This window comes from Rhizobium sp. 01T417 (genome assembly GCF_056398905.1).
In genome coordinates this window covers 14819-37926 of record NZ_JBFTQH010000011.1, presented here as the reverse complement: position 1 = coordinate 37926, position 23108 = coordinate 14819, and the positions used below count along the sequence as shown (strand labels likewise).

General features: G+C 59.1%; 22 protein-coding genes and 3 pseudogenes. 15 read left to right on the top strand and 10 right to left on the bottom strand.

The genetic code is table 11. The annotated features are described in order from the left end of the window. Positions 1-2 precede the first annotated feature (2 nt). The 3 genes from AC1DPR_RS13515 (at position 3) to AC1DPR_RS13505 (ending at position 3288) form a co-directional block, all read left to right on the top strand. On the top strand, positions 3-1259 hold the full coding sequence (locus tag AC1DPR_RS13515; protein ID WP_477816480.1) for a dihydrolipoamide acetyltransferase family protein: 1257 nt from the start codon (positions 3-5) through the stop codon (positions 1257-1259). A gap of 5 nt (positions 1260-1264) precedes the next feature. Continuing rightward, positions 1265-2662, top strand: a complete 1398-nt coding sequence (lpdA, locus tag AC1DPR_RS13510) for a dihydrolipoyl dehydrogenase (RefSeq protein ID WP_477816479.1) — start codon at positions 1265-1267, stop codon at positions 2660-2662. A gap of 101 nt (positions 2663-2763) precedes the next feature. After that, positions 2764-3288, top strand: coding sequence for a hypothetical protein (locus tag AC1DPR_RS13505; RefSeq protein ID WP_477816478.1), 525 nt, complete (start codon positions 2764-2766; stop codon positions 3286-3288). A 19-nt stretch (positions 3289-3307) separates the two neighbouring features. On the opposite strand, the gene AC1DPR_RS13500 is transcribed toward AC1DPR_RS13505, so the two are convergent. Together AC1DPR_RS13500 and traA are read right to left on the bottom strand one after the other, a co-directional pair. Then, positions 3308-4324, bottom strand: a complete 1017-nt coding sequence (locus AC1DPR_RS13500) for a LacI family DNA-binding transcriptional regulator (protein WP_477816477.1) — start codon at positions 4322-4324, stop codon at positions 3308-3310. A 116-nt stretch (positions 4325-4440) separates the two neighbouring features. Continuing rightward, complete coding sequence (gene traA / locus AC1DPR_RS13495; RefSeq protein WP_477816476.1) at positions 4441-7689, bottom strand: Ti-type conjugative transfer relaxase TraA; 3249 nt, start codon at positions 7687-7689, stop codon at positions 4441-4443. Between the two features lie 279 nt (positions 7690-7968). Here traA and AC1DPR_RS13490 point away from each other — a divergent pair, with 279 nt between their 5' ends. Both AC1DPR_RS13490 and AC1DPR_RS13485 read left to right on the top strand, forming a co-directional pair. Beyond that, complete coding sequence (locus AC1DPR_RS13490; RefSeq protein WP_477816475.1) at positions 7969-8274, top strand: mobilization protein; 306 nt, start codon at positions 7969-7971, stop codon at positions 8272-8274. Then, positions 8271-9983 carry a type IV secretory system conjugative DNA transfer family protein gene (locus AC1DPR_RS13485; protein WP_477816474.1) on the top strand — a complete coding sequence of 571 codons (1713 nt, stop codon included), beginning with the start codon at positions 8271-8273 and terminating at the stop codon, positions 9981-9983. Before AC1DPR_RS13490 ends, AC1DPR_RS13485 begins: the two co-directional genes overlap by 4 nt. 230 nt (positions 9984-10213) lie before the next feature. On the opposite strand, the pseudogene AC1DPR_RS13480 reads toward AC1DPR_RS13485, so the two are convergent. The 5 genes and pseudogenes from AC1DPR_RS13480 to AC1DPR_RS13460 all read right to left on the bottom strand — a co-directional run. After that, positions 10214-10513 (bottom strand): annotated as a pseudogene (locus AC1DPR_RS13480) (zincin-like metallopeptidase domain-containing protein); the annotation flags it as partial. A 110-nt stretch (positions 10514-10623) separates the two neighbouring features. Next, complete coding sequence (locus AC1DPR_RS13475; RefSeq protein WP_477816473.1) at positions 10624-11613, bottom strand: tyrosine-type recombinase/integrase; 990 nt, start codon at positions 11611-11613, stop codon at positions 10624-10626. Beyond that, complete coding sequence (locus tag AC1DPR_RS13470) at positions 11610-12551, bottom strand: tyrosine-type recombinase/integrase (RefSeq protein ID WP_477816472.1); 942 nt, start codon at positions 12549-12551, stop codon at positions 11610-11612. Before AC1DPR_RS13470 ends, AC1DPR_RS13475 begins: the two co-directional genes overlap by 4 nt. After that, the gene (locus AC1DPR_RS13465; protein ID WP_477816471.1) at positions 12551-13759 is read right to left on the bottom strand and encodes a tyrosine-type recombinase/integrase; all 1209 of its coding nucleotides are present in this window, start codon (positions 13757-13759) and stop codon (positions 12551-12553) included. Before AC1DPR_RS13465 ends, AC1DPR_RS13470 begins: the two co-directional genes overlap by 1 nt. Positions 13760-13848: 89 nt before the next feature. Continuing rightward, a pseudogene (locus tag AC1DPR_RS13460) lies at positions 13849-14502 on the bottom strand (ArdC family protein); the annotation flags it as partial. Positions 14503-15316: 814 nt separating this feature from the next. Between AC1DPR_RS13460 and AC1DPR_RS13455 the strand changes: the two are divergent. Beyond that, positions 15317-15565 (top strand): hypothetical protein, encoded by a 249-nt coding sequence (locus AC1DPR_RS13455; protein ID WP_477816470.1) that lies wholly within the window; start codon positions 15317-15319, stop codon positions 15563-15565. Positions 15566-15807: 242 nt separating this feature from the next. Here AC1DPR_RS13455 and AC1DPR_RS13450 read toward each other — a convergent pair whose 3' ends face one another. Next, positions 15808-15984: a hypothetical protein gene (locus AC1DPR_RS13450; protein ID WP_477816556.1), complete on the bottom strand. Its 177-nt coding sequence runs from the start codon at positions 15982-15984 to the stop codon at positions 15808-15810. Positions 15985-16161: 177 nt separating this feature from the next. Here AC1DPR_RS13450 and AC1DPR_RS13445 point away from each other — a divergent pair, with 177 nt between their 5' ends. Together AC1DPR_RS13445 and AC1DPR_RS13440 are read left to right on the top strand one after the other, a co-directional pair. Next, entirely contained in the window at positions 16162-16407 is a 246-nt protein-coding gene (locus AC1DPR_RS13445; RefSeq protein ID WP_477816469.1) for a hypothetical protein, read from the top strand. Between the two features lie 404 nt (positions 16408-16811). Further along, positions 16812-17087: a hypothetical protein gene (locus AC1DPR_RS13440; protein ID WP_113164355.1), complete on the top strand. Its 276-nt coding sequence runs from the start codon at positions 16812-16814 to the stop codon at positions 17085-17087. 670 nt (positions 17088-17757) lie between these two features. Here the strand turns inward: AC1DPR_RS13440 and AC1DPR_RS13435 are convergent. Further along, a complete protein-coding gene (locus AC1DPR_RS13435) occupies positions 17758-18378 on the bottom strand; it encodes a methyltransferase family protein (protein WP_477816468.1) in 621 nt (206 codons plus the stop codon). 347 nt (positions 18379-18725) lie between these two features. Here AC1DPR_RS13435 and AC1DPR_RS13430 point away from each other — a divergent pair, with 347 nt between their 5' ends. From AC1DPR_RS13430 to AC1DPR_RS13415, 4 genes are all read left to right on the top strand, one after another. Further along, on the top strand, positions 18726-19040 hold the full coding sequence (locus tag AC1DPR_RS13430; RefSeq protein ID WP_112666604.1) for an EthD family reductase: 315 nt from the start codon (positions 18726-18728) through the stop codon (positions 19038-19040). 187 nt (positions 19041-19227) lie between these two features. Continuing rightward, complete coding sequence (locus tag AC1DPR_RS13425) at positions 19228-19377, top strand: hypothetical protein (protein ID WP_477816467.1); 150 nt, start codon at positions 19228-19230, stop codon at positions 19375-19377. Between the two features lie 85 nt (positions 19378-19462). Then, on the top strand, positions 19463-19702 hold the full coding sequence (locus AC1DPR_RS13420; RefSeq protein WP_477816466.1) for a DUF982 domain-containing protein: 240 nt from the start codon (positions 19463-19465) through the stop codon (positions 19700-19702). A gap of 620 nt (positions 19703-20322) precedes the next feature. Continuing rightward, positions 20323-20601 (top strand): hypothetical protein, encoded by a 279-nt coding sequence (locus tag AC1DPR_RS13415; protein ID WP_477816465.1) that lies wholly within the window; start codon positions 20323-20325, stop codon positions 20599-20601. Between the two features lie 333 nt (positions 20602-20934). Here AC1DPR_RS13415 and AC1DPR_RS13410 read toward each other — a convergent pair whose 3' ends face one another. After that, positions 20935-21516 carry a Gfo/Idh/MocA family protein gene (locus AC1DPR_RS13410; protein ID WP_477816555.1) on the bottom strand — a complete coding sequence of 194 codons (582 nt, stop codon included), beginning with the start codon at positions 21514-21516 and terminating at the stop codon, positions 20935-20937. A 4-nt stretch (positions 21517-21520) separates the two neighbouring features. On the opposite strand from AC1DPR_RS13410, the pseudogene AC1DPR_RS13405 reads away from it, so the two are divergent. From AC1DPR_RS13405 to AC1DPR_RS13395, 3 genes and pseudogenes are all read left to right on the top strand, one after another. After that, positions 21521-21649: pseudogene (locus tag AC1DPR_RS13405) on the top strand (SOS response-associated peptidase); the annotation flags it as partial. Between the two features lie 196 nt (positions 21650-21845). Then, positions 21846-22055: a hypothetical protein gene (locus AC1DPR_RS13400; RefSeq protein ID WP_477816464.1), complete on the top strand. Its 210-nt coding sequence runs from the start codon at positions 21846-21848 to the stop codon at positions 22053-22055. Between the two features lie 16 nt (positions 22056-22071). Next, positions 22072-22872, top strand: a complete 801-nt coding sequence (locus AC1DPR_RS13395) for a nucleotidyl transferase AbiEii/AbiGii toxin family protein (RefSeq protein ID WP_477816463.1) — start codon at positions 22072-22074, stop codon at positions 22870-22872. The last annotated feature ends 236 nt before the right edge of the window (positions 22873-23108 follow it).

The following is a 23108-nucleotide window of genomic DNA, read 5'->3' as shown; positions in this document are numbered from 1 at the left end:
ACATGGGCGAATTCACGATCAAGATGCCCGATGTCGGCGAAGGTGTGGCGGAAGCCGAGCTTGTTGAATGGCACGTCAAGGCGGGCGACCCGGTCAAGGAGGATATGGTCATCGCCGCCGTCATGACCGACAAGGCGACGGTCGAGATCCCTTCGCCCGTTACGGGGACCGTCGTCTGGTTGGGCGCTGAAATTGGCGACAAGATCGCCGTCAAGGCGCCGCTTGTCAGGATCGAGACTGGCGATGGCGAGACGACAGGCGACGTGAAGGCACCTCCTGCCGAAGCACCGGCAAAAGCTGCGGACAGTCTGCCCCCTGCCGTCGAGACGGACACCCGGCCTGTCACCAAGGCCGCGAGTGTGCTTCGCCACGAGGCTCCGGGACCGGCAGAAAAGCCGCTGGCATCACCATCCGTGCGGCTTTTTGCAAGGGAAAGTGGTGTCGACCTGCGCCAACTCAAGGGATCGGGACCCGCCGGCCGCATTCTTCGCGATGATGTCGAGCTATTCATCGCACGCGGCGAAGTGCCGTCCCAACCGGTGGCGATCGCGAAAAGGACGTCGACTGAGGAGATCAAGCTCACCGGCCTCAGGCGCCGCATCGCCGAAAAGATGTCGTTGTCGACTTCTCGCATTCCCCACATCACCTATGTCGAGGAAGTCGACATGACTGCCCTGGAGGAATTGCGGGCCACCATGAACCGCGACCGCAAACCGGAGCAGCCGAAGCTCACTGTCCTGCCGTTCCTGATGCGGGCAATCGTGAAGGCCGTCGCCGAACAACCGAACGTGAACGCGACCTTCGACGACGACAAGGGCATCCTCACCCGGCATGGCGGTGTCCATATCGGCATTGCCGCACAGACGCCCGCCGGGCTTGTCGTCCCTGTTGTCAAGAACGCGGAGGCGCGTGGCATCTGGGATTGCGCGACCGAGATGGGCCGCCTGGCGGATGCGGCGCGCGCGGGCACCGCGACCCGCGATGAATTAAGCGGTTCGACCATCACCATCAGTTCGCTTGGGGCGCTTGGCGGCATCGTCTCGACTCCAGTCATCAATCATCCGGAGGTCGCGATCGTTGGCGTGAACAAGATCGCTGTGCGCCCGGCGTGGGACGGCACCCAGTTCGTACCGCGCAAGATGATGAATCTCTCCTCGAGTTTCGACCACCGCATCATCGACGGATGGGATGCCGCCACCTTCGTCCAACGTGTTCGGGTCCTCCTCGAGACGCCCGCCCTTATCTTCATCGAAGGCTAACATCCATGAAAGAGATCGTCTGCAAGCTTCTCGTCATCGGCGCCGGGCCGGGCGGCTATGTCTGCGCCATCAGGGCCGGACAACTCGGCCTCGATACCGTCATCGTCGAGGCGGGCAAGCCCGGCGGCACCTGCCTGAATGTCGGATGTATTCCGTCAAAGGCGCTCATCCATGCGGCCGAGGAGTTTGGTTCCACAAGACAGATGCTTGCTGGCAAGAACGCAATGGGCATTCGTGTCGAGGCTGCTTCGATCGACCTTGCGAGAACCATCGCCTGGAAGGATGGGATCGTCGGTCGGCTGAATGGAGGCGTCTCCGCCCTGCTTCAGAAGGCCAGGGTCAAGATCGTTCACGGCCGTGCGGCCTTCCGCGACGGCAAAACCGTGGAGGTCGAAACCGAGGTCGGCACGCAGGTCGTTCGTGCCGAGACGGTGGTGATTGCTACGGGTTCCGAACCTGTGGAACTCGCAGCCCTGCCGTTCAGGGGTCGGGTCATCTCGTCCACGGAGGCGCTCTCGCTTGCCGAATTGCCGAAGCAACTTGTCGTCGTGGGTGGTGGCTATATCGGCCTCGAACTCGGCACGGCATTTGCGAAGCTGGGGTCGGAGGTAACGGTCGTCGAGGCGATGCAGCAGATACTGCCGCAATATGATGCCGACCTGGTGCGGCCGGTTGCACGACGGCTTGGAGAACTTGGCCTTCGGGTCCTGACAGGCGCAAAAGCGAAGGGTCTTTCGGACGACGGCAATGCGCTGGCCGTCGAGACGTCGGACGGCCAAGAACAACTGCTTCCCGCCGACCGCGTGCTGGTGACCGTCGGTCGCCGCCCCAAAATATCGGGATCGGGTATCGAAGAGCTCGATCTCGATCGTACAGGACCATATCTGCGTATCGACGATCGCTGTCGCACCTCGATGCGGGGCGTCTATGCGATCGGTGATATTACCGGCGAGCCAATGCTGGCCCATCGCGCCATGGCGCAGGGAGAAATGGTTGCGGAGATCGTTGCCGGCAAGCAGCGAGCCTGGGACAAGCGTTGCATCCCGGCGATCTGCTTTACCGATCCGGAAATCGTAACGGCAGGACTTTCGCCGGAGGAGGCGCGCGCCCAAGGCTACGCGATCCGCGTCGGTCAATTCCCGTTCAGCGCAAACGGCCGCGCAATGACGATGGTGTCCGAGGAAGGCTTCGTGCGGGTCGTGGCGCGTGCGGATACCGGTCTCGTTCTTGGCCTGCAGGCCGTCGGTGCGGGTGTCTCAGAACTGTCGGCGAGCTTTGCGCTGGCAATCGAGATGGGCGCACGGCTGGAGGACCTCGCGGGCACGATCCACGCGCATCCGACACGGAGCGAGGCCGTGCAGGAAGCAGCACTGAAGGCGTTGGGGCACGCGCTGCACATCTGATACGATTTTTCCGCAGGAACGGTTTGGGAGGCGCGATATCGGTTTGGCCACGCCGCACAATCTGATAGCAAGCGCGCTCCACCGTCACCGGAGCAGTTGAGATGGCCGCCGCATTGTATCGAGACTACATCGTTGACCTGAAAGCCAGGATCGATGACCTGCACACCAACGCGGAGAGCTATCAGAGCTACGCGTTGACGATGGAACTGCTGGCCCAAAAGAACCTTGTCAGCTACTCCGCAAAAAAAGCGAAGGGGCAAACGGAAGGCCTCTCCTATCGACGCGACTTTACGACGGGGCAAGCTGTCCGGATGCAGCAGGAAAGCGCCTATGCGCTGTTCAGCGGGTTCTTCAATCTTGGCCAGTTTCTGGCCTTCACTGGACAGGGGCGCGAGCAGGATGCCAAGCAGTTCGCCGAGCTTCTAACCGATAATTGGCAGTACCCGACCTGTGCGGTGCAATTTGACTACCGTCGGAAGGGACAACCAAAGACGGCGTCCACCCGGATGCACTTTGTCGGATTAAATGGGGAGGCGGAAGCCACATCCTACGAGCAGACGGCTCGAACGGACAGTTTGGTGCTGCGCAGGCCTTTTGCATCCGCTCTGTTCTGGGAATGGAAATAACGCGGCCGGGCAGATCGACTTAGCCGCCTCGAATCGAGCCGCGCCAAACCAGTTCGGCATGAAGTCTGATCGACTGCTCCTGGAGGGCGCGATCATTGTCCGGCTGCGAATGCGAGAGCCAGTCGATCGCCTTGGAAGCTATCGCTGAAACCGGCTGGGCGAAGGTCGTCAGGTCATACGAGGACCATGAGGCCTGCTCGATATTGTCAAAGCCTGCAATGCACAGCTGGTCTGGCACCGATATCGAAAACTGGTGGCGGGCGGCGTCCATGAACCCGCATGCGAGGAGGTCGGTCGCGCAGAAGACGGCATCCGGGCGTTCCCGGCGCGTCAACATTCGCTGTGCGAGGACTTTTCCCGCGTCGTAACCCGTCCACCCATGACGTTCGACAAAAACCTCCATTCCGAGCGCATTCGCCGCCGCGACGAATCCCCGCTCACGAGCCATCAAGCTTGGTGTTCCGGCTTCCGAGTTGGCAAAAGCCAACTTCCGGCATCCCGCTCTGACGAAGGCTGTCACCACCTGCCCGGCCGCCTCGCGATCATCAAGATTGATCCGCAATGGACCGGGCTGTTCGTCATCGCGATTGATGAGGACAAGCCGCTGTCCGCTTCGCAGACAGAGTTGTGCGATTGATTTGTCCGGCATTCCTGACAGGATGATCGAAGCATCTGCGCGATAGCGTATCGCTTGGCGAAGGGCCTGGTCGACGCTTCCGTCCGAGCGGTCCGTGTTGATCAACATCGCCACCTTGCCGGCATTCTGCAGCAACATTGTCAGTTCGCGTAGCAAAGCCGAACGATTGGGTGTCGCCACGTCGGACACGATGAGGCAAACAATGCCGCTTTCATTGCGCATGAGACCGCGGGCAAGAGCATTTACGTGGTAGCCGAGCGTTTCGGCTGCCTCGAGCACCCGTCGCCGGGTCTCGGGTGAGACGCTGGCACCTGGCGTAAATGTCCGCGACACAGCAGATCGTGAAACGCCCGCTCTATCAGCGACTTCCTGCGCACTTACGAACACCTTCTCCGACACGCGTTCCCGTCCCCCACCCACATGAAGTCTGCACATTGCTGAACGGCGCACAAGTCGAGTTTTTGCCTTCCGCCATGACCACCTGATGACAGCCAGCGCGTTCGGCATTGTCGACGCTACATCCCCAATCGCAACCCCTTCCTCCGTGAAAGCGAGCGCTTCATCTCACTCTGCCGAGTGAGTTCGGCCCGGTGGCTACGATCGGCGAGACGTACGACGTCGCGGATGCGCTCGATATCGCCAGTCTGATTGAGCCCAGCCCGCCTCAGCTGCCCGGCGAGATCAGACGGATTGGCGCGGCCGAAGCGTCTTTCGATCGCACTCGCCGTCTCACTTGCCTCGTCGAGCGCCCTGGAGCCCTCGATCGTCGCCTTTAGCTGTGCAACGAACGCCCCCTTTTCCGCGTAAGGCAAATCATCGAGCTTCCGAAGCAGCGCCTCGGCATGGTTGCTGAGACCAGGCACGTCGATCACATCCTCCTTTTCTCGCCTCCATTGCTCGGAACTGCATTCCGCCTCAAAACGGCGTTGCCAAGTCTTTCCGGATTGTTCGACACGAAACGCAAGGGCGTTGACGAGGCCAAGTGCCTGTCGGCGCTCGGCGTTCTCTCCGAATGTTCCTGTCCTTCCGACGAGAGTGCCGACTGTCTCCGGTGTGGAGCGAAGCTGTTTCCCGAGTTCAGCAGGGTCTGCGTTTCCTTCGACAATGCGGCCCCGCAACCCGTCAATGGCGGCATGTGCGTTGGAGTATATCCGTCGGGCAAGCAACTTCGCGGATTCCCAATCGCGTTCAAATACCGGCATCGCTTTCAAGCGTGCGACGTCATCGACGCTCATCTCATACTTCGCGATTGCCGGGATTAGCACCGGACGATCATGACCGTGGTCAAGCCTCTCAGGACGGACGCCTTCACACACATTGTGACCACTCAGCGACGGCGTTTCGTGCGTGGGCGCGACAGTGTTTCCTGCTGGAACGGACCGCTCCTCCTCGGCGCCGCCCTTGCCATGGTGATCACCTATGCCGCGTCGGCCGGCAACCGATGGGGCATAGTCGAGCGTGGTCTCCTTGGCCCCTGACCTGCTGAGTGTCTCACTCAAGGACCGCACCGTCTTGAACTCGTCCAACCCCGCATAAAGCTGTGCCTTCTCACGATGACGGGTCATTGCGACGTAGGCCAGATGTCGGTCCATGGTCCTCGATGCCAGAACGAAACTGCAATCCACCGTCGACCCTTGGGTCTTGTGGATTGTTGTCGCGTAGCCGTGATCAAACGCCCGATAGCTATTGACCGACATGGTCACGCAGCGTTGGCCATTTGCCGCCTGTGCGCTTCCATCAAGCCGGACTTGTATTGCGTCCGGCGCGACAGATATCACTTCACCCAAGATGCCGTTCTTGACGCCGAGGTCGCGATCATTTTCCAGGAAAACAATCCGATCGCCCCGGGCGAAGGCGCGTATCCCGTTGTTCGTCCGGTAAGTGAGTTCAAGATCCTGAACGTCCGATCCTTTAGCGCCTTTCGCAAGGCCACTACGCTCCTGTAATGCTGCCCGTATTCCAGCATTGATCGAAGCCACGTCCTTGCGACTGTGCGCCATCGCAATGCGTGTACCATTAGGGTTTGCCGATCGGTCAGCAACATAATCCGCAATCATCGCCTTCAAAGCATCCTCGCGGCTTGCCTTCAGATGAAGATTTCCGTGTGCGTTGTAGGCTGACAGTCCAGCAGTGGTCCGGTGAGAGGCAAAGTCGATTGAGGCCCGCTTTTGCCAATCCGATCTTTGCCTGCGAACTTCAGAAAGCTGCGCATGTCCGACCACGTTTGCGATTGCTCGAAACGGCGCTCCTGCTCCAATCGCCTGGAGCTGTTCATGGTCTCCGACAAGGACGAGTTTTGCTCCAGCCTCTCTGATCTCCTCGACGAAGCGCGCAAGCTGCCGGCTTCCAATCATTCCGGCTTCGTCGATGACGAACACATCCCTCGATTTGGGGCGACTGCGACCGGCCTGCCAACTGTATTCCCAGGACGCAAGAGTACGGCTCACTATGCCTGACGATTCCTCCAACCCTTCCGCCGCCTTGCCGGCGAGCGCTGCCCCGTGAACACGATAGCCCTGAGCCTCCCAGGCCCGCCGAGCGGCTGCCAGCATCGTGCTCTTGCCAGCACCGGCCATGCCGAGCACCACTGCGATCTGACCAGGCGCGGTGACATGTTCGATCGCACGACGCTGTTCGCCCGACAGGCCCTGCCCCGATGATGCACCGCTCGCCTTGATCAGCCGGTCCTGATCGAAAATCGCTTCTTCAACGTGCCGCTTCGAGACCCAGTGCTTTTGACGTCCTTTCATTGCCACCACCGAGGATGCCATCGCACCCTCGACCGCAACCATCTCCATCGTCGAATAGCGTGCCTCTCCGCTGCCGCCGCGATCCGCTGTTTCAGGTTTCAGTTCGACCAGTGCCTTGGACGACATGACTGATGAAAAGGCATTCTGGAATGTCTGCGGATCATCGTTGATGTAGCGGTGCAGGGCCCGGGCAATGTCGTAACGGTTGAAGACACTCTTCTCGCTGGTGATGAGCTTTAGAATCTCTTCGGGACGCCGGCGAATGGTCTCTGCATTTCGATCTGCCGATTGCGGAGCGATGCGGGCACGCGAGACTTGCCCACCTTGGCGACCTATCTGGGTCGCGTGAACACCGACATGTTCGGTCGGCTCGATCGTCAGCCCAGCCTCCAGGTGCGAGCGGTGGTCAATGCGAACATCGACGCTTGCTTTCGCAAGATGCCGATTGGCGAGGCGCTCCCAGGCTTGCCGGAGCTCCTGCAACTGCAACTGCGATGGGAGCATATGGTTGGCGAGAAGCCATCGGTTCTCTCGCTCAAGCAACGTCTTATCGCCAAGGCCACACTCTTTCACCTCTCGGGTCGTCATCATCAGATGCGCGTGGCAGTTGCGCAGATCGCTTTTGACGTCGGGCTGATGGATTGCGAAGTCGACGGCCGCTCCGTAGCGATTGGCGAGATGCTGGGCGAGCGCTCGGGTCAGAGCCAAGCGCTGATCTGGATTGAGCTCGTGCGGCAGCGCGATCTCGAATTCCCGGGCGATACGCGCATCGCTTCGCTTCTCCGCACGCTCGGCGGCGTTCCACAGGACCGATCGCTTCATTGCCCAATCAGCCGACACTTCAGCGGGCAATACGATCTCGGCATGCTCGACACCCTTTTTGTTGGTGAAGTCATGGGTCATCCCGTCGCGCTCATTGGTGAGCCGCGCCGCAGCACGATAGGCGGCGGAGGCGACAGCGCTGCGCCCGCCACTGCGAGCGATCGCCTTCATGCTGAGATGATAGATCGCCATAGTCCTCCTCTTCCCGCGGGGTCTGCCGGCCCGCGCACTGAGTTGCCCCGCAACTCGTAAGTGCGCCCTTGTGCCCTCGTCGGCTTGCCTCCTCCGGCCCTGGTGGGAGCATGCAGGCGATGCGCGCGATCAGTGTCTCGGTAGCCTGCTGCATGCATCTACCCGCAGATTTGCGAGTTGCCGGAATGCAAGGGTTCGATGAGCCTCATGGCCGCGCATTCGTCGCGGACGACGCTGGCCGGACATGCGCTTCAGCAACAGTCAAAGGGGAGACAGTACGTGGCACGCAAATCAATCGGCGAACGGCTGGCGCAACTGGAAGCGCGGCGAAAGACATTGCAGATCCGCCTCAGCAAGCAGGAGCGCAGCATCGATACCAGGCGCAAGGTGCTGATCGGCGCGCTCATCCTGCATCGGCTGACCAACCGCGATGTGCAGATATCGGGAGGGCTCGCCACGTGGCTCAGATCCGAACTGACGAAGTTCCTGGTCCGGGACGCCGACCGGCAGCTGTTTGACGACCTGCTAACGGTGCAGGCGCCGACCTCGGGCACCGCGAGCATCGAAGGTGAGGTGGGCCAATGACCCAGTCTGCTCTCGTCAAACGGGCTGTGACAAACATGATGCGCATGGCCGCGCGCGACCCGCTATGGGCGATCGTTGCAATGATCACGTTTCCGTTCCGCTACGCAAAGTCGTTCGCCATGCATGCGATGAGCTATGTGTCGATCATCCTGATCGTCTCAATCGGGATCGACTATCTTACCTGGCGCCTTCCCGGCAGCAGCGAAGGAGGCATCCTTGTCCTTGTCGGCAACTGCGTGTTTTTCCTGTTTGCACTGGCGCTGCTCCTGCGGATGCTGTCCGCCCCCCTGATCAGGCATTTTGGAATGGCAAGCGACGACACGCATGGCTCGGCGCGCCTGGCCAGCAAAAAGGAAATCAAACCGCTGACGCGATCACCTGATGGCCTGCTGATCGGTCGCGCGCCTGGCTCGGGCCGGCTTCTCCGCTATGACGGACCGGCCCATCTCATCACGATGGCACCGACCCGCAGTGGCAAAGGCGTCGGAACGATCATCCCGAACCTGTTGACGGCAGATCGTTCGATCATCTGCGTCGATCCGAAAGGCGAGAATGCAAGGGTAGCGGGCGATGCACGGCTCCGCTTCGGACCGGTTCATATCCTCGATCCGTTCGGCATTACCGGCAAGCCATCGGCTGCCTTCAATCCTCTCAGCGGCTTTGACGCTGACAGTATCGATGTCGCCGAGGACGCGGCCACGCTTGCCGATGCGCTCGTGTTCGACGAACCAGGCCTTGCGGGCGATGCCCACTGGAACGAGGAAGCCAAGGCCCTGATTGCGGGACTGCTTCTCCATGTCGTTGCAACCCAGCCCGACGACAGGCGCACGCTGACGATGCTGAGGCACATGCTGACGCTGGCACCAGAAGCCTTCCGCATCCTGCTCGACGAGATGCAGGACAGTGATGCGGTCAATGGACTGATCGCGCGTGCGGCCAATCGGCATCTAGGCAAGTCCGATCGTGAGGCAAGCGGCGTGCTTTCGGCCGCCCAGCGGCACACGCATTTCCTCGACAGCCCGCGCATGACCAACGTGCTGTCTCGATCGGATTTCCGGTTTGGCGATCTGAAGTCAGAAAAGGCAACCGTCTTTCTGGTGTTGCCGCCAGACAGGCTTGCGGCCTACTCGCGCTGGCTGCGCCTGTTGATCTCCCAGAGCCTGATCGAGATGGCGCGCTTTTCCCCTTCGTCAGTTTCATTGGCGCCAGTTTCATCGGCGTCACGTTCATCGGCACCACCCGTCCTATATCTTCTCGATGAGTTTGCAGCCCTTGGTCATCTCGCCCCGATCGAACGGGCCATGGGGCTGATGGCAGGCTACGGCGTGCAGCTCTGGCCAATCGTCCAGGACATTCATCAGCTACGCGCCACCTATGGCCAGCGGGCCGGCACGTTTTTATCGAATGCCGGCGTGTTGCAGGTCTTCGGGGTCAATGATCATGACAGTGCCCGGCTCGTCTCCGACCTGCTCGGTGAGGAGACTGTCGTGTTCAATACGATTGCGCGCGCACTCGATTCCGAAAAGACCGGTCTCTCGTTGGCCGAGCAGCATGTCGCCCGCCCGCTTCTGACCCCCGATGAGGTCCGCAACCTGCCCGCCAGTGTCGAGATCCTGTTCATCGCAGGACAGCGGCCGATTGCGGCTGGAAAGCTCAGATATTACGTGGACCCTGAATTTGCAGGACTGTTCGAAAAGCTGCAAAGCTGAGATGAGGTGGCGCTCTCCGCGCGTGCCGTTTTCTTCATTACACTTCAAGTCCGAGACGTCAGTATCTTGGCCAAGCCGCGAGCAGCGGTCATCGCTCGCGAATTTAATCAGAAGCCGTGGAAATCTCGCGCTGGCCAAAGGATGCACTGAACGAGTAAATGGGAAGACCCCCGCTCGGATTGGGCGGGGTCGTGTTTTCCATGCGGCATCATCAGGCGTGAAAGGGCGGCTCACGCCGCCCCCTCGTCTACGAAGCTTGGTTGCAGGTGGTGCAGGTAATCGACGGCACGCTGTGCCTGTGAGGCCGCCGTGAAGATCGCGCGCTTGTCGCCGCTGAGCACGGTCAACCAGCTATCGATGTAGCTTGCATGATCGGGACGCGGCTCGAGTTCCGGAACGATCCCGAGATCGGCGCATAAGAATGCGCTGCCCAGTTCGGCAATCAGTTCTTCCCGGGCGCGCTCACTGCGATCCTTCCCATAACGGCTGAGATCGCGATCGAGCCGTCCCTTGGCCGATGTCCAGTGCGTCTTATGCCGATATCGGCATAAGACGCATAATGCCGCGATCCGGATTATGCCGCATGGCCTCCGTTGGAGGCCTGTTAGCCTGGTTTCGGCCATGCGGCTGTTCGGGATAATCAGAGCCCTTCCAGGAAGGCGAGCAGGTTATCGTCGGGCCGGAACCGCCCCGAAGGCGTGGCCGGAGCCGCGACGCGGGCAAGCGCCTTTTCTTTCATTCGCATGTCGGCATGGATGTAGATCTGGGTGGTCTCGACGTTCTCGTGACCAAGCCAGAGCGCGATGACCGCAGGATCGACGCCGTGATGGAGCAGGTCCATCGCCGTGCTGTGGCGCAGCGTATGCGGCGTAACCCGCTTGCAGCCAATGCTGGGGCACGTGCGTGATGCCGTCAGGCAATGTTTGCGGACGAGATGCTCAAGGGCATCGTGGCTCAGGGGCTCCCCTCTGATCGATGGGAATAGCGGTCTGCCCTTTTCACCGTCTCCGATCCAAGCGGCCAGGAGCTTGGCCGTTTCACGGCGAAGCGGTGTGGCGCGCTCCTTCCTGCCCTTTCCCATGCAGCGGATATGAGCGCCGGACCCGAGCACCACGTCACCACACTTGAGGCCGACCAGCTCGGAGGCCCTGAGCCCGGTTTGTACCGCGAGTAACAGCAGCGCATGGTCGCGTCGCCCCGCCCATGTCTTCCGATCAGGCGCTGCTAGCAAGGCAGCGATTTCGTTGTTGTCGAGGAACGTCACCTCCCGCCGCACGTAGCGTTTGTTGGGCATGGCGAGGATGCGCTGACATTGTAGCAGCCAAGTCGGGTCGCTCATCGCCACATAGCGGAAGAAAGATCTGATCGCTGCGAGCCTGGTGTTTCTGCTGCGTGCGCTGTTGCCTCGGGCGGTCTCGGTATAGACGAGGAAGTCGGCAACCAGATCGGCGTCGATATCTTCGATCGTCAACTTGACCGGCGGCTTGCTGTGTCGTGCACTCGCGTACCGCAACAAAAGTCGGAACGTATCTCGGTAGCCGGCAATCGTATGGGGGCTTGCTTCCATCTGGATGCGGAGCCGGTCAGTGAAGAAGCGCTGGATGAGCGAAGGCAAGGTAGGAATACTCATCGACCTGCCTCCCCATCGTCGGATGTCGCTCGCGCCATTGCCAGACCGAGCAATTCGGGCACCGCTTCCAGATACCAGTACGTGTTGGCAGGACTGCCGTGACCGAGATAGGTGGTCAGCCGGATCATCTCGCGTGCCGGGTCTTTGTCGGTGCGGTACCAATGGATCATCGTCTTCACCGCAAAGCTGTGGCGAAGATCGTGAATGCGCGGTCCCCGTCCATGTTTGCAGTGTGGTTGATGGGTTCTGAGGCCGGCATCCTGGCATGCCCGCGCAAAGTTGTATCGGGCCCCGCAGTCGGTGAGCCGTGAAGCTTTGTCGGTGACGAACAGCGGCACGACCGGATGGCCGATCAGCCGGTCCCGTTCGGCAATATAATCGATCAGGTGCGTGACGACGCTGAGATGGAGCGGTAGCAAGCGCTCTTTACCAAGCTTGCCCTGCCGTACCCGCAGCACGCCGTTCAATGTGTCGATGTCATCCCGGTCAAGCGCCAACGCCTCGCTGATACGAAGACCAGTTACCGCGATGAGCCCGAACAGAGTGGAGCAGGTCAGGCCTCGCAGACCGTAGACCGACGGCAGTTCTTTGGCGGTCGCGATGATTGTTCTGATTTCATCGTCGCTGTAAATGTGTGGACGCGATCGTCGGATCGAGCTTGGTAGCAGCCCTTGCGGGGGCACCTCATGAGCTGGATCGAAGCTGCTGAGCCATTGTGCGAACAGACGCACAACAGTCAGCCTCGCTCCTCTGGTCGAGGAGCAGGCCTCAGCCAGCGTGGCGTGCCAACGCAGGAATAACGCCGTGTCGATATGTGTGGTGCCCTCGCGGTCAGCAAACCGGGTGAAGCGACGAAGGATGCGAGCAGCGGTGCCAAGATCATAGCCCAGGCTGCGCCTGACACTCAGATAGCGGTCGAGTTGGATGGTGAGGCTCATCACACACCTCCCGCCACTGGCCAAGGCTGTGCGATCGATCGCAAGCCTTCAATGTCGAGGCGTGCATAGATCATCGTCGATGTTCGTGATCGGTGTCGCAACACGTCGCCGATTTCATCCAACGAAGCCCCCGTGTTCACCAATTGGGTCGCAAGACTATGGCGGAGCAGATGCGATCCCACATAGGGTGTCACCGGCTTCTGGCCGGTTGCCCTCAATGCCTCTTTGAGGACGTTGTTGACGATCTGGCTATCTTTGAACGGTCGATGCGGCGCGCGATGGGTGACAAACATCGTGCGGCACGTCGCCAGGCCTCTCTCTTCACGAAGGTAGCGGCTCAGCGCATCGCCTACCTCCATCGTGATCGGTAACCGGTCGTGCAGCTTGCCCTTGCCGCGCACCATGAGTTCGCCCGCGCGCCAATCGATGTCGTCGAGCTGGATTGCCATGACCTCGACAGCACGCAGCCCAAGCCGGGCCATGAGCAGCAGCATCGCATAGTCCCGTGCGCCGTGCCTTGGATTGTCGCGCACATTTGCCAGCACCGCCTCGACACCCTCCGGCAACAGATGTCGTGGCAGTCGCGGGCTCCAGGACTTTGCAGTTTTCGGCACGCTCAGCGCCAGATTGGTCGACGTAGCCCCACATGCAAACAGATATTGGAGGAAAGTCCGAACATGCGTACCAATCGTTTTGTCGCGGCGCGCGCTTGCCAAGACATGCTCCACGAACCCAATCGCATCGGTGGGACGCAAGCAACCGATATCGACCATCATTTCTCCGAAGCGATAGTCGAGGAAACGGTTGGCGAAGCGCATCGAGTGATAGATCGTACGCTGACTGAGGCCTCGTTGTTTGACGAGATAGGTTTCGAACCTTGCCAACAAGTCGGCGCGCGCGATCTGCGCTTCGGTTAGCGCCGTGGGCTCGACCACGCCAATTTCGATCAGATGCTGGGCAAACCGAAGGGCGAGCTTGTGTGGGCGGACATTCTGGTAATACTTCCGCGGCAACGTCCGTCCTAGCCGGTCGGCCTGGTCAAGCGTGAGTTTCGAAGGCTTTATCCCTTCCGCATCCATCACCTGGCCAAGCCTTCGAATGATCGACCGGTACTCTTTGATGGTCGGCGCCTTATAATCGGCGGCGACGAGACGCTGGGTAAACGAGTCCAGGTAGGCCTCGATGCAGGTGTCTAGAATTGCAGGCATCTTTCGTGGGCTCCTTGTTGTTGGAGCCACGAAGATTATGCCGAACGCGATTGACGCAATCACCCTGCGAGCCACGGGTTCTTGAAGAGACGCGGCATAATCCGGGTCGCGGCATTATGCGTCAATTCGTGAGAGAGGATGGCAACGTAAGAAGCGTCGTCCCGGAAGGCGTCGCAGTGCGGCATCTGAATATAGTCGTGGTTCGCGGCATAATAGGCGGACGAACCGCCATGACGGATCATGGCGCCGGTGTTGGCAAAGAAGCGACCGGCCTCACCGATGCGGTCGAATGGATCCGACAGGCTTGCTGTTGGTTGGACCCGGGCATCGAGGCCATCGATCTGATCGGCATTGAAGACGGTGTAGGCTTTCATGAAGGGGATGGAGCGTTCGACATCATCGCCGCCATCAGCGGTTTCGGTACGGATGATCGAGCTGGCAAAGACGACGGTCGTTCCGCTTTCGCCCTTGCGAACCGCGCCGCCAAGTTCGAGCGCCTGGCGAAAGGTCATCCAGGTCGAGGACGAGAAGCCACGGGCAATTGCCTCCGACCAGAGGAGGATGACGTTGATCCCGGAATAGGGTGCGCCATTGAAGCGCAGCGGTCGTGAGACCGGATCGGACGGATAAGCGTTATGCCAGGGTTGGATCCAGGGACGGACACCCTGTTCGAGAGCGGCAATGATCTTGTCGGTGATGCGGCTGTGGATGTCGGATCGTTGGCTGGTTTGCTGCCTTGTCATGTTGGAACCTCCTGGGGTCGCGACCATCGCGACCTGCTACGGCGGTCCAAAAGCCGGGCTTCAAGCGCTGGCCGGCACCCGAAGGGCCGAAACGCCAGTGGAGGACGGCAACGCCGTTGCGGCCAGTGCGAGCCTGGCAGGACCGAAAGCCGCAGCAGGACGCGGGGGACGCGGGTTCAAGCGGATCCACAGGTTCAAGCGGCAAACACCAACGCGACCGGCGCCTCGGCGTGCCACCCAAGATATCGCGCCCGGCACCGACCGTCCTCGGCATCCGGTCAGGAAGCCATCTTGGCCAGCGGTCCTGTGCGACCGCACACAAGGTCGCACATATGGATGCAAACGGAGGCTCGACCCGCCGCTCTTCTCACGTTCCTCGTCTACCAGATATTGAAGGAAGCGCAGGATCAGGCGCTGCGACGCCGTATCGAGTACGATGCGGAACACAGTAAAGGCATCTTCGGCTCAATAGCCTTTTCAGCCTTGCCTTTCCGCCTGGCCGCGTCGCTGAGAACGAATCCGTTCCACACAACGGTTGTTCGCGAAGGCAAACGATTTGCGTTCGACGGACAGCCTCACCAGGATAGGCGCATTCAGTCTTGCTTGCCACTCCGTCAGACTAAGGTCCAAATGAGGATCAGGCTTCAGTCCTATTTCTTCCGTGAAGAACAAAAGGCAATCTGTGGTTGATCCGAGTCGCACGCGCCCGAGACCTCGACGAGCGACGAAGGATCGAGGGCTTTCCCGGTCCCGCCGACCCGGAAAGCCCTTCTCATGTTTGAGTACCGAATGTTTAACGGCATGGAACCACACAATGCGACAACGCGACGAAGCGCTTACATCGAACGATTTGTCCATCTGTGATGAAATCCTGAAGGACGTCGCGCAAAAACATTTGATCAACGATCAGAACGACAGAGTTCATCTCGCGGCCATTGTCATTGAGATTTACCGCCAGGGAGTACGTGATCCAGAACAATTATCTCTGTTGGCCGATGCGTCCTGCGAAGCGATGCTCGAAATGAGGCGCCTCGATCCTGGCGGCACACCGGCGGCGCTCTAAAACCTCTGAGGTGGACCACGCTGTGTTCTACCTGCGAGACATTGGGGACCAGTGGACCTGCCCTGACCGGTCCGGCCGGCTCGGACACCCGCATCCGATTCGTTGCCATCGAAGAGCTCGACGCCATTGGGCAGTGTCCAGCCCTGATCGCAAACTTTCCTTTGTCGCACCACCCGGTGGCCATGACGGTATCCGTCGTATTTCCGTGTCCAGCAGAGTTGGGCGTAACGATATCCCGCCCGTCATAGTCGCCGTCGTACATGTAGCGGGGCAAACGGGAACATTGAGACAGGCGCGCATATCCCTTCCAACTCGACGAGCGCGTCACCGAGCATAGTCTTGCATTCGTCCATTGTGGGAGTGTCACCGATCTTCACACCTCTCGTCTGACCGAGCCAAATCGTGGGGGCTCCGACCACATCGCGATACGCCTTCGTGCTGACCCTCCTCGCCACCTACGAAGCCAACAGCGAGTGTTCCGATGAAGATTGACGCCATGGCCGCCGCTGTTGGATGAGGCACCTGTCACGATGAGCACCGAAGCGCACTCGGAACACGAAGGCCTTTGATCAGTTTTCCCATCAAAGGAGAGCCGCATGCCGACCTATAGCACCGACAGCCCTAGCAGATTGAAATGCCAACTGGCCGAGCTCGATGCCATCTGGCCCAACACAGGTGTTCTAAGCGAAGAGCAGCAGGCATTGATTGATGCATATCGTTCGGGACAAATGGACGACGAAGAGTTTCAACTGCACCTCTCAAATGATCCGGTGCTGGCCAATTACGTTGAGGAATTGTGCCAAGCTAGAGACGACGCTCCAAGAGACCACATGGCGCCATAGGTGCGGCCCCACGCCTAACCCCTCGCGCCGGACCGCCAAGTCAGCGGTGCTGTCCGGGCAGGCTGATCCGCCCAGCGCTAACTTACCGGAACTCGTGAGTTCCGACCAACTCGCTCAGTTTATCGAGCAGGCGCTGCATCGAAACAAACACAAATGGCGAGAGACGTGGCTTGACGAAAGCCACCAAGACTTTGCAGCATGGGAAGGTGATCTACAGTTCGGGAGGATCTTCCTCGATCTCACGAGCCTCAAGAAGGGCCAATGGATATGGGCGATAAACCACATTCCCTGGCAGAGGCGAACGATCATGCCGCACCATGGATAAGCGGTTGATGTCCGAGAAGCATCCCGGTTGGTGGAAGAGACTTATGATAGGCTGAAGGTTCTACACGGAAGGTGATGTGATGGATATGGTCGAGAAGGTTGCTCGGGCGATCTACGAAGCGGAACCGTTTGACGCCGTTCGCCGCGAGATCACGTGGGCGGACGTTCACGATACCCAAAAGCGCGGGTTCCGCGTCAAGGCTGTTGCTGCGATCGAAGCGATGCGCGAGCCAACGCCCGAGATGCTGGCTCCCGAAGAAGTCCACTACGGCTATGGCTGCCATGTGTGCGGAGGCTTGAAGGAGGGCTATGAGCTTATGCTAGATGCCGCCCTAAAGTGTCAGGAGAAGGTGTGAACCGCTTCGAGATCCCTGGCACTATTTTCGCCTTCCTCATCGTTGTCGGCCTTATTGCCGTGACCGGGAAGGGCTTCTGGATGGTGTCGTCTTGGGTGATTGGATAGCGCTCAGACATTCATAGAATCTCCGGACCGCTGCCCCGCTTGTCTCGCAGAACGCCTTTCCGGCCGCTGCTGAATGTACTCTTCCTTGATCATCAGCATCTCAGCTGCGATAGCTGCTGCGACAGACGCCGCCCTCTCGCAGACCTTCCATCGCTTCGAGGCACTTGGTTTGCGCTACCACCCACTCTTTTCCGCGATGCACTTCGGGTCACCGATAGGCTATGAATACAGTTATTCGTACAAACGAGAGGTTGATCCTTCGCAACACTCCGCAGTGGCGACTTGAAGGTCATTATCGACGATGACGAAATGAGTGGCCAGCTTTTCAAGCGCTGATTATTCGACAGTGGGCCTGTCGCGACATGCGCGGTCAATAGACCCGCATATGTACCACCGCGTGCACTTCGTGCAGGGAAGGCGGACAAGGCGCACTGGAAGAAATACTAGTCCTGTAGGGCTGGCCGGAGATTCCACCCCGAGACAAGCCGACTACCGCTGAGTAGTTGAGCCTGCTCCGTTGGCTCCGAAATCAATCGAAAGTAATTGAGATCAAACAATCTCGCTCATGGAATATAGAAAACTGCTCGGAGGTATCCCTCGTTGTGCAGGAACTCCAGCAGATTACATAGAGGAATCAACGCTACTAAGAAAAGGGAGTCACGGAACGCGGTAGACAAAGCCGAGGTGCGGAAGGTGACTTCTGCGTCCAGCTTCATCAATAGCGGGTTCGGCATAAAAAATGGAGTTCGTGCCGCATAGTCGTCATAGGCAGAGCCGAATTTTGATCTGAGATATTCGCTCTCGCGCCGCGCGGCGTAGGCGAACAGAAAGAAGAAAGTCGGCACGAAAGCGGCTATGATCAAAACGGACCCGATCATCAAACTCACGCCCAGTATCGCCAGCATCGACGAAACGTAAAGCGGGTTCCTGGTTATGGAATAAGGGCCGGTGGTTATTAGCTGTCTGTTCTTGCGTTGGCCGATGTACAGCGTTGCCCAAAGACGGCCGAGAACACCTGCGATGACGAGAACGACGCCAATGTTCTCAGATAGTTGGTGCAAAGCTGCTCCTGCGTACAGGGGACGAGTTAGGAACACGACAACAAAAAAGGTCGTCGTTGCGAGCCAAAGCCCGCGGATGCGTTTCTTCTGCAAAAAAGGCTTGTTAGTGCTCGATGCCTCCATTCGAACGTCCCTCCCGATCCATTTTGCGTGGCACTTCCAGAACGTTCTTCCACAGGCCCGAAGCTAGCAGGTTATGGGACGACGAGATATTGCGGCGGCGGGACAGTCGACGTGTCGGGGCCGTAGTTAACCAGACAAGCATCAATCCAGGTTTTTTCCGATCGAGTCCACCCGGGCCGCAGGGTTGATTCTTGAAATGGCCGGCGCGCACACGTGGCTTAACGTGACCCCGTCCCTCTGCGTAGGGATGTCCCTTTAGGAATACTACGAGCAGCTTCTCGAATATAATGGACTCAGGCTATAAACCCCTCGGACCAGTGAAGAAGCGCCCAAGCAGGAGCCCGACCATGATCAAAATGAGCGTCTACTATCCGGCCGATGGGGGCTCGAAATTTGATCACGACTACTACCGCACACGCCATTTGCCACTGATCCAGGAACGCATGGGCGATGCCTGCCTGCGCTACGAGGTCGATAAGGGACTCGGGGGTCGCGACCCAGGAAGCGTGCCGGAATTCGTCGCGGCGTGCCACATCTACTCGCCGACCCTTGAGACATTCCAGGAGGCGTTCGGTCCTCACCGCGCGGAGATCGTCGCGGATGTCGCAAACTATACGGACATCGTGCCAATCGTACAGTTCAGCGAAATCGTTGGAGGTTAAGGGCTTCGTCCCTGCGAGACCTGCGCTCAATGAGCCGAATGATGGTCTCTGCCCTTCGGAGATAGGAAGCCTCATGACGCCCGCCTAATGCGGCTACTCGTCACGCACGACCATCCCTGCCCGGCCTTGAGCAGTTGGCGACCAAGGCCAGATACGACGTGCTCTTGCCTTGAGCGGGAACCGTGAGATGAGCTTCCTCACGGCGACCCGAACCGATCCTGAAAGCATCCAGGCGCAAGCCGCCGCAAATGTCGCCATAGAGCTCATGTCGTCGAATTCGACGCTCGCGCCCCGAGAGTTGCTGGAATTGCTCCTGCTTCGTCTTCCCGCGAAATAGCGGGAACAACGTGTCACGGGCGGTGTTTAAAGAGTGGCTGCCGATCGATCAGTGTATGTCCCTTTGAAGCGGAATCGGAGACCCTGTGTCGTCAGGTTGGGTCGTTTTAGTCGTTGAACGCAACCATGTGTTGCACACCATTGCATCCGCAGATGAAGCCCTGGACATGCTATTTGCGAACTGGCCGGTGACACAAGGCCGCGCCTTCTTCTCGGCGATGCAGGCCTGCGCTGGTACCATGGCAGGAGGAGTAACCCAGAGAGAAGCCCAGTCCGCATTCCTTGCAGCGGCTCTTGATGCAAAGGTAGTGTTCCGGCTCGCCTAGGCGACACGCCCCAATCAGCTTTGTGACTGCGGCGAAGCGCTCAGTCAGCCACGCCACCAGGATCTTTTCCATGCGCGACCTTGGTTGCTCGGAACAAAGCTCAAAGTTGTTCGCTGAAAAGATGGGACGGCAAGATATTCCGGTCTGCGTCGTTTCACTTTCCAAACTGTAAACTGCCCAAGGGCTGCGTTCGCCAGAACCCTTGCGGGGCACCTGCTTTTCCTCGCGACTGAAACGATCAGGAGTGAGCGCTGAGGCCTGGCGCCTATCTCGGCAAACAAAAAAGGCCGGGGCTAAACCGCACCGACCTTCCTCACATCGCTACTCATACCAATGCCAGTACATCCGTGGTCAAAAGCAGAAAGCAACTGCGGCGATTGCGAGCGACAGACATGTTCCAGCGCTCATCAGCAATGCCGATAGCCGCCATATAGACACTCCTCGCATGAAACGCAACGACAATCTTTGGTTTTGTTATAAAGGACGAATAAAAACATTGATTGTGTGAATTAAGTTGCGTGAGGAAAGAGCGTGGAGCATGGTCTGTAGGTCAGCAGTCTATTTTACGGGCGCTGCTGCTTCGGGGCAAAATGCCCTCGCCCCAAAAGAAGGAGGACCAGATGTCTTCCGAACTGCACGTCGTCCTGAAATCAAAAGACCTCCTCATGCTGCAAGGCGTATTGGATGCGGCTGGCTATGGCCCGGCCAACAGCGTTTCCAATCCCAAAAGCTATAACGTTGCAGCGAAACTGCTCGTCGGGCTTTTTCACCGTGGCATGACATCAGAAGAAGATCTGACTATGGAACTCGAGAGGCACTTTGGCAGCATAATGTCGCCAATTTCGCCGCCCAGTTTCGAGCGAACACGGGCTGCTATTCAAGGCCGCCCGCTGTCGTAAAAGTCCCGCGTACGACCCCCAATTTTTGTCGGCGGCCGCCGAGCGAGGCCAAGGTCCACGCAAGGCCGCCAACAGAAAAAACCCCGCTGAAGGAAGCGGGGTGGGAGTTTGTATTTGAACCCGGCAGTCGCGGTTGCGGGGCAATGGAACATTGAGGCTTCGCTGGGAGAGATTAAGCAAAGCCCGACCCCAAAACGGATAGGGCGCGCTTTCGTTCCTACCTCTTTTGGATGATCCCGCCGATTTGGGAAACGAGCGCGCGCTCGCCGATGGCCCTTCAAATGCGCATTTCAATGCTATGGTTTCGTGATTGACCGGGAACGTCCGAATCGACTATTTCCCCCGGGCCGCGCTCATATGCCCCCCCGAGGCGGCACTAGGAGGGTCCGGCCACCTGTGAAGGTCGGGCCCTTGCTTCACTACCGTGCCAGCCAACAGGACAGCGTCTATGAATCGGTGAGCGTTCAACGCATCATCGTCCTTGACGCGAAGCTGGCCGCCATTTTCGATCGCATCGATGAAATTTCTAATCAGTGCGCGGTGCATCTCATGGCCGAACGCCATCGGATTTGCCCCCGCTCCGCTTCCGATCGTTTCGCCACCCGCCATTTCCCTGGTGCCATCAATAAAGGCGGCATCCAATCTGTTACCGGTCAGGACTGCCGTACCTTTCGTACCGATCAATTCGATGCACTCCGGCAGTCCCGGGTAGGCGCAAGTTGTCGCATTGAGCGATCCGATCGCGCCGCCTTCAAAAGAGAAGGCGGCCGTCACGAGGTCCTCCGTCTCCATCCTGTGAATAGAGGTTGTGCGGACAAATGCGGAAATTGCTGCCGGCGTGCCCGCATAGTTCAACAGCAGGTCGATCGTGTGAATACCTTGGGTGAGCAGCACACCACCGCCATCGCGTGACATCGTTCCGTGGGATGAAGCGCAGCATCTCGCGCGTCCGGCACCGAATGACGCGATCATGATCACTTCGCGAGAACCTTACGGATCCAGCATCATCTCGAAGGAAGGTGAACCTGGGCAGGCAAGCTTTCTATTACAGCGGGGATGCATTGGAGCGACATCACGACTGATAAACAGACCAACCTGCCATGAAGCTGACGGCCTGAGCCGCTGTCCCAGCAGCGTATGGCCGCTTGCGAAGCGCTCGGCCGTATCCTATTTTCTTGAAAGAGAAGATGACACGGATGCTGATGGAAATGAGGGCTTTAGCACGAGAACGAACGGAGAGCGCCGTGCGGCAAGCCGTATCGGCGGACGCGCGCGCCCTCTACCACGAAGCATTCGCCCTGTATGGCCCACTGTGTTTGTGGTCAACGAGAGAAATGCAGGATCCGACCGTGGCCGACGTGCTCGACGCCGTCGCCCGCCTCAAGCGCAACGGCAATATGACGACGCGACAGCTCGCTGTCCGCCTCGAAGAGGCCTGCCGTGCCGCTTCGTAGAATTCAGCAAGAAGCGATGGCGACTATCGCCGCTAACAGGCATCCCGGCAGTCATATTGCTGACGGCACTGTCATCAACAGGGATAGTGCCCGGTATTCCGACGATATCGACATTTTCCATGACCTCTTCAGCGAAGACGACCGTGTCAACATGCTGAGAAACACAGTCGAGATCGATGCAAAGTCGTTGATAGCCGCCGGGTTCGAGATCAGATGGCCAACCCGGCACCCCGAGAAATATCAGGCCATCGTAACGAAGGATGGCGAAAGCACTTTGCTCGACTGGGTAATCGACAGCGACTACCGATTTTTTGAGTCCATCCCGGACGACTTGTTCGGCTTCAAGCTGCACATGTTCGACTTGGCGACGAACAAGCTTCTTGCGGCCGCCTCCCGCAAGGAGCCGAGAGACGTCCTCGATCTACTTCACCTCCACAAAAACCACTTCCCACTGGGCGCCGCCATCTGGGCAGCTCCAGCCAAGGATCCGGGCTACACTCCGGAAAGCCTCATCGAGCAACTGGGCCGGAATGCTGTCTACCGACAAGACGACTTTGATCGGGTCATGAGTGACGCGACGATCGATGCCCACGAGGTTGCCATCGCATTCAGGATGATCCTAGCTCAGGCGGCGGAGTTCGTCGGGTCGATGCCTGCTGGCTACGACGAACTCGCCTTCCTTAAGGACGGTCAAATCATACAGCCCGACCCCGCGAGGCTGAGTGAGTATGAATCCCTCCAGGCACGCCGACAGGCTCACTGGCCATCTTCTCCCGAAATCGGTAGCGAGATGATCGCCGCCGATTTGAAGCGCTAGGGTCTATACGGATCACGAGATCAGTGTCACTGCCCCAGCCATTGGTACTCGGCGATCGAAGCCTTTCCGGACTTCTTGTCATACAGACAAATCACGTTCACAATCTTCTTGGACTTCGGGTTCTTCTCGCGGAGAAGAACGGCAATCTTTCCAGTGGCGTTATCGAAAACAACTGGCGCAGTCGCCTCGGGAGAGACCAATCGGATACACTCTCGCCGCCGGTGGAAACGAGGGAG

Excerpts from the sequence above, each read along its gene's own strand:
- AC1DPR_RS13425 (WP_477816467.1), top strand. The coding sequence starts at position 19,228 with ATGAGCTTCCTCACGGCGACCCGAACCGATCCTGAAAGCATCCAGGCG.
- lpdA (WP_477816479.1), top strand. The coding sequence starts at position 1,265 with ATGAAAGAGATCGTCTGCAAGCTTCTCGTCATCGGCGCCGGGCCGGGC.
- AC1DPR_RS13470 (WP_477816472.1), bottom strand. The coding sequence starts at position 12,551 with ATGAGCCTCACCATCCAACTCGACCGCTATCTGAGTGTCAGGCGCAGC.
- AC1DPR_RS13465 (WP_477816471.1), bottom strand. The coding sequence starts at position 13,759 with ATGCCTGCAATTCTAGACACCTGCATCGAGGCCTACCTGGACTCGTTT.
- AC1DPR_RS13505 (WP_477816478.1), top strand. The coding sequence starts at position 2,764 with ATGGCCGCCGCATTGTATCGAGACTACATCGTTGACCTGAAAGCCAGG.
- AC1DPR_RS13410 (WP_477816555.1), bottom strand. The coding sequence starts at position 21,516 with ATGTCACGCGATGGCGGTGGTGTGCTGCTCACCCAAGGTATTCACACG.
- AC1DPR_RS13485 (WP_477816474.1), top strand. The coding sequence starts at position 8,271 with ATGACCCAGTCTGCTCTCGTCAAACGGGCTGTGACAAACATGATGCGC.
- AC1DPR_RS13430 (WP_112666604.1), top strand. The coding sequence starts at position 18,726 with ATGATCAAAATGAGCGTCTACTATCCGGCCGATGGGGGCTCGAAATTT.
- AC1DPR_RS13395 (WP_477816463.1), top strand. The coding sequence starts at position 22,072 with ATGGCGACTATCGCCGCTAACAGGCATCCCGGCAGTCATATTGCTGAC.
- AC1DPR_RS13455 (WP_477816470.1), top strand. The coding sequence starts at position 15,317 with ATGCGACAACGCGACGAAGCGCTTACATCGAACGATTTGTCCATCTGT.
- AC1DPR_RS13445 (WP_477816469.1), top strand. The coding sequence starts at position 16,162 with ATGCCGACCTATAGCACCGACAGCCCTAGCAGATTGAAATGCCAACTG.
- AC1DPR_RS13515 (WP_477816480.1), top strand. The coding sequence starts at position 3 with ATGGGCGAATTCACGATCAAGATGCCCGATGTCGGCGAAGGTGTGGCG.
- AC1DPR_RS13435 (WP_477816468.1), bottom strand. The coding sequence starts at position 18,378 with ATGGAGGCATCGAGCACTAACAAGCCTTTTTTGCAGAAGAAACGCATC.
- AC1DPR_RS13415 (WP_477816465.1), top strand. The coding sequence starts at position 20,323 with ATGTCTTCCGAACTGCACGTCGTCCTGAAATCAAAAGACCTCCTCATG.
- traA (WP_477816476.1), bottom strand. The coding sequence starts at position 7,689 with ATGGCGATCTATCATCTCAGCATGAAGGCGATCGCTCGCAGTGGCGGG.
- AC1DPR_RS13475 (WP_477816473.1), bottom strand. The coding sequence starts at position 11,613 with ATGAGTATTCCTACCTTGCCTTCGCTCATCCAGCGCTTCTTCACTGAC.
- AC1DPR_RS13440 (WP_113164355.1), top strand. The coding sequence starts at position 16,812 with ATGGATATGGTCGAGAAGGTTGCTCGGGCGATCTACGAAGCGGAACCG.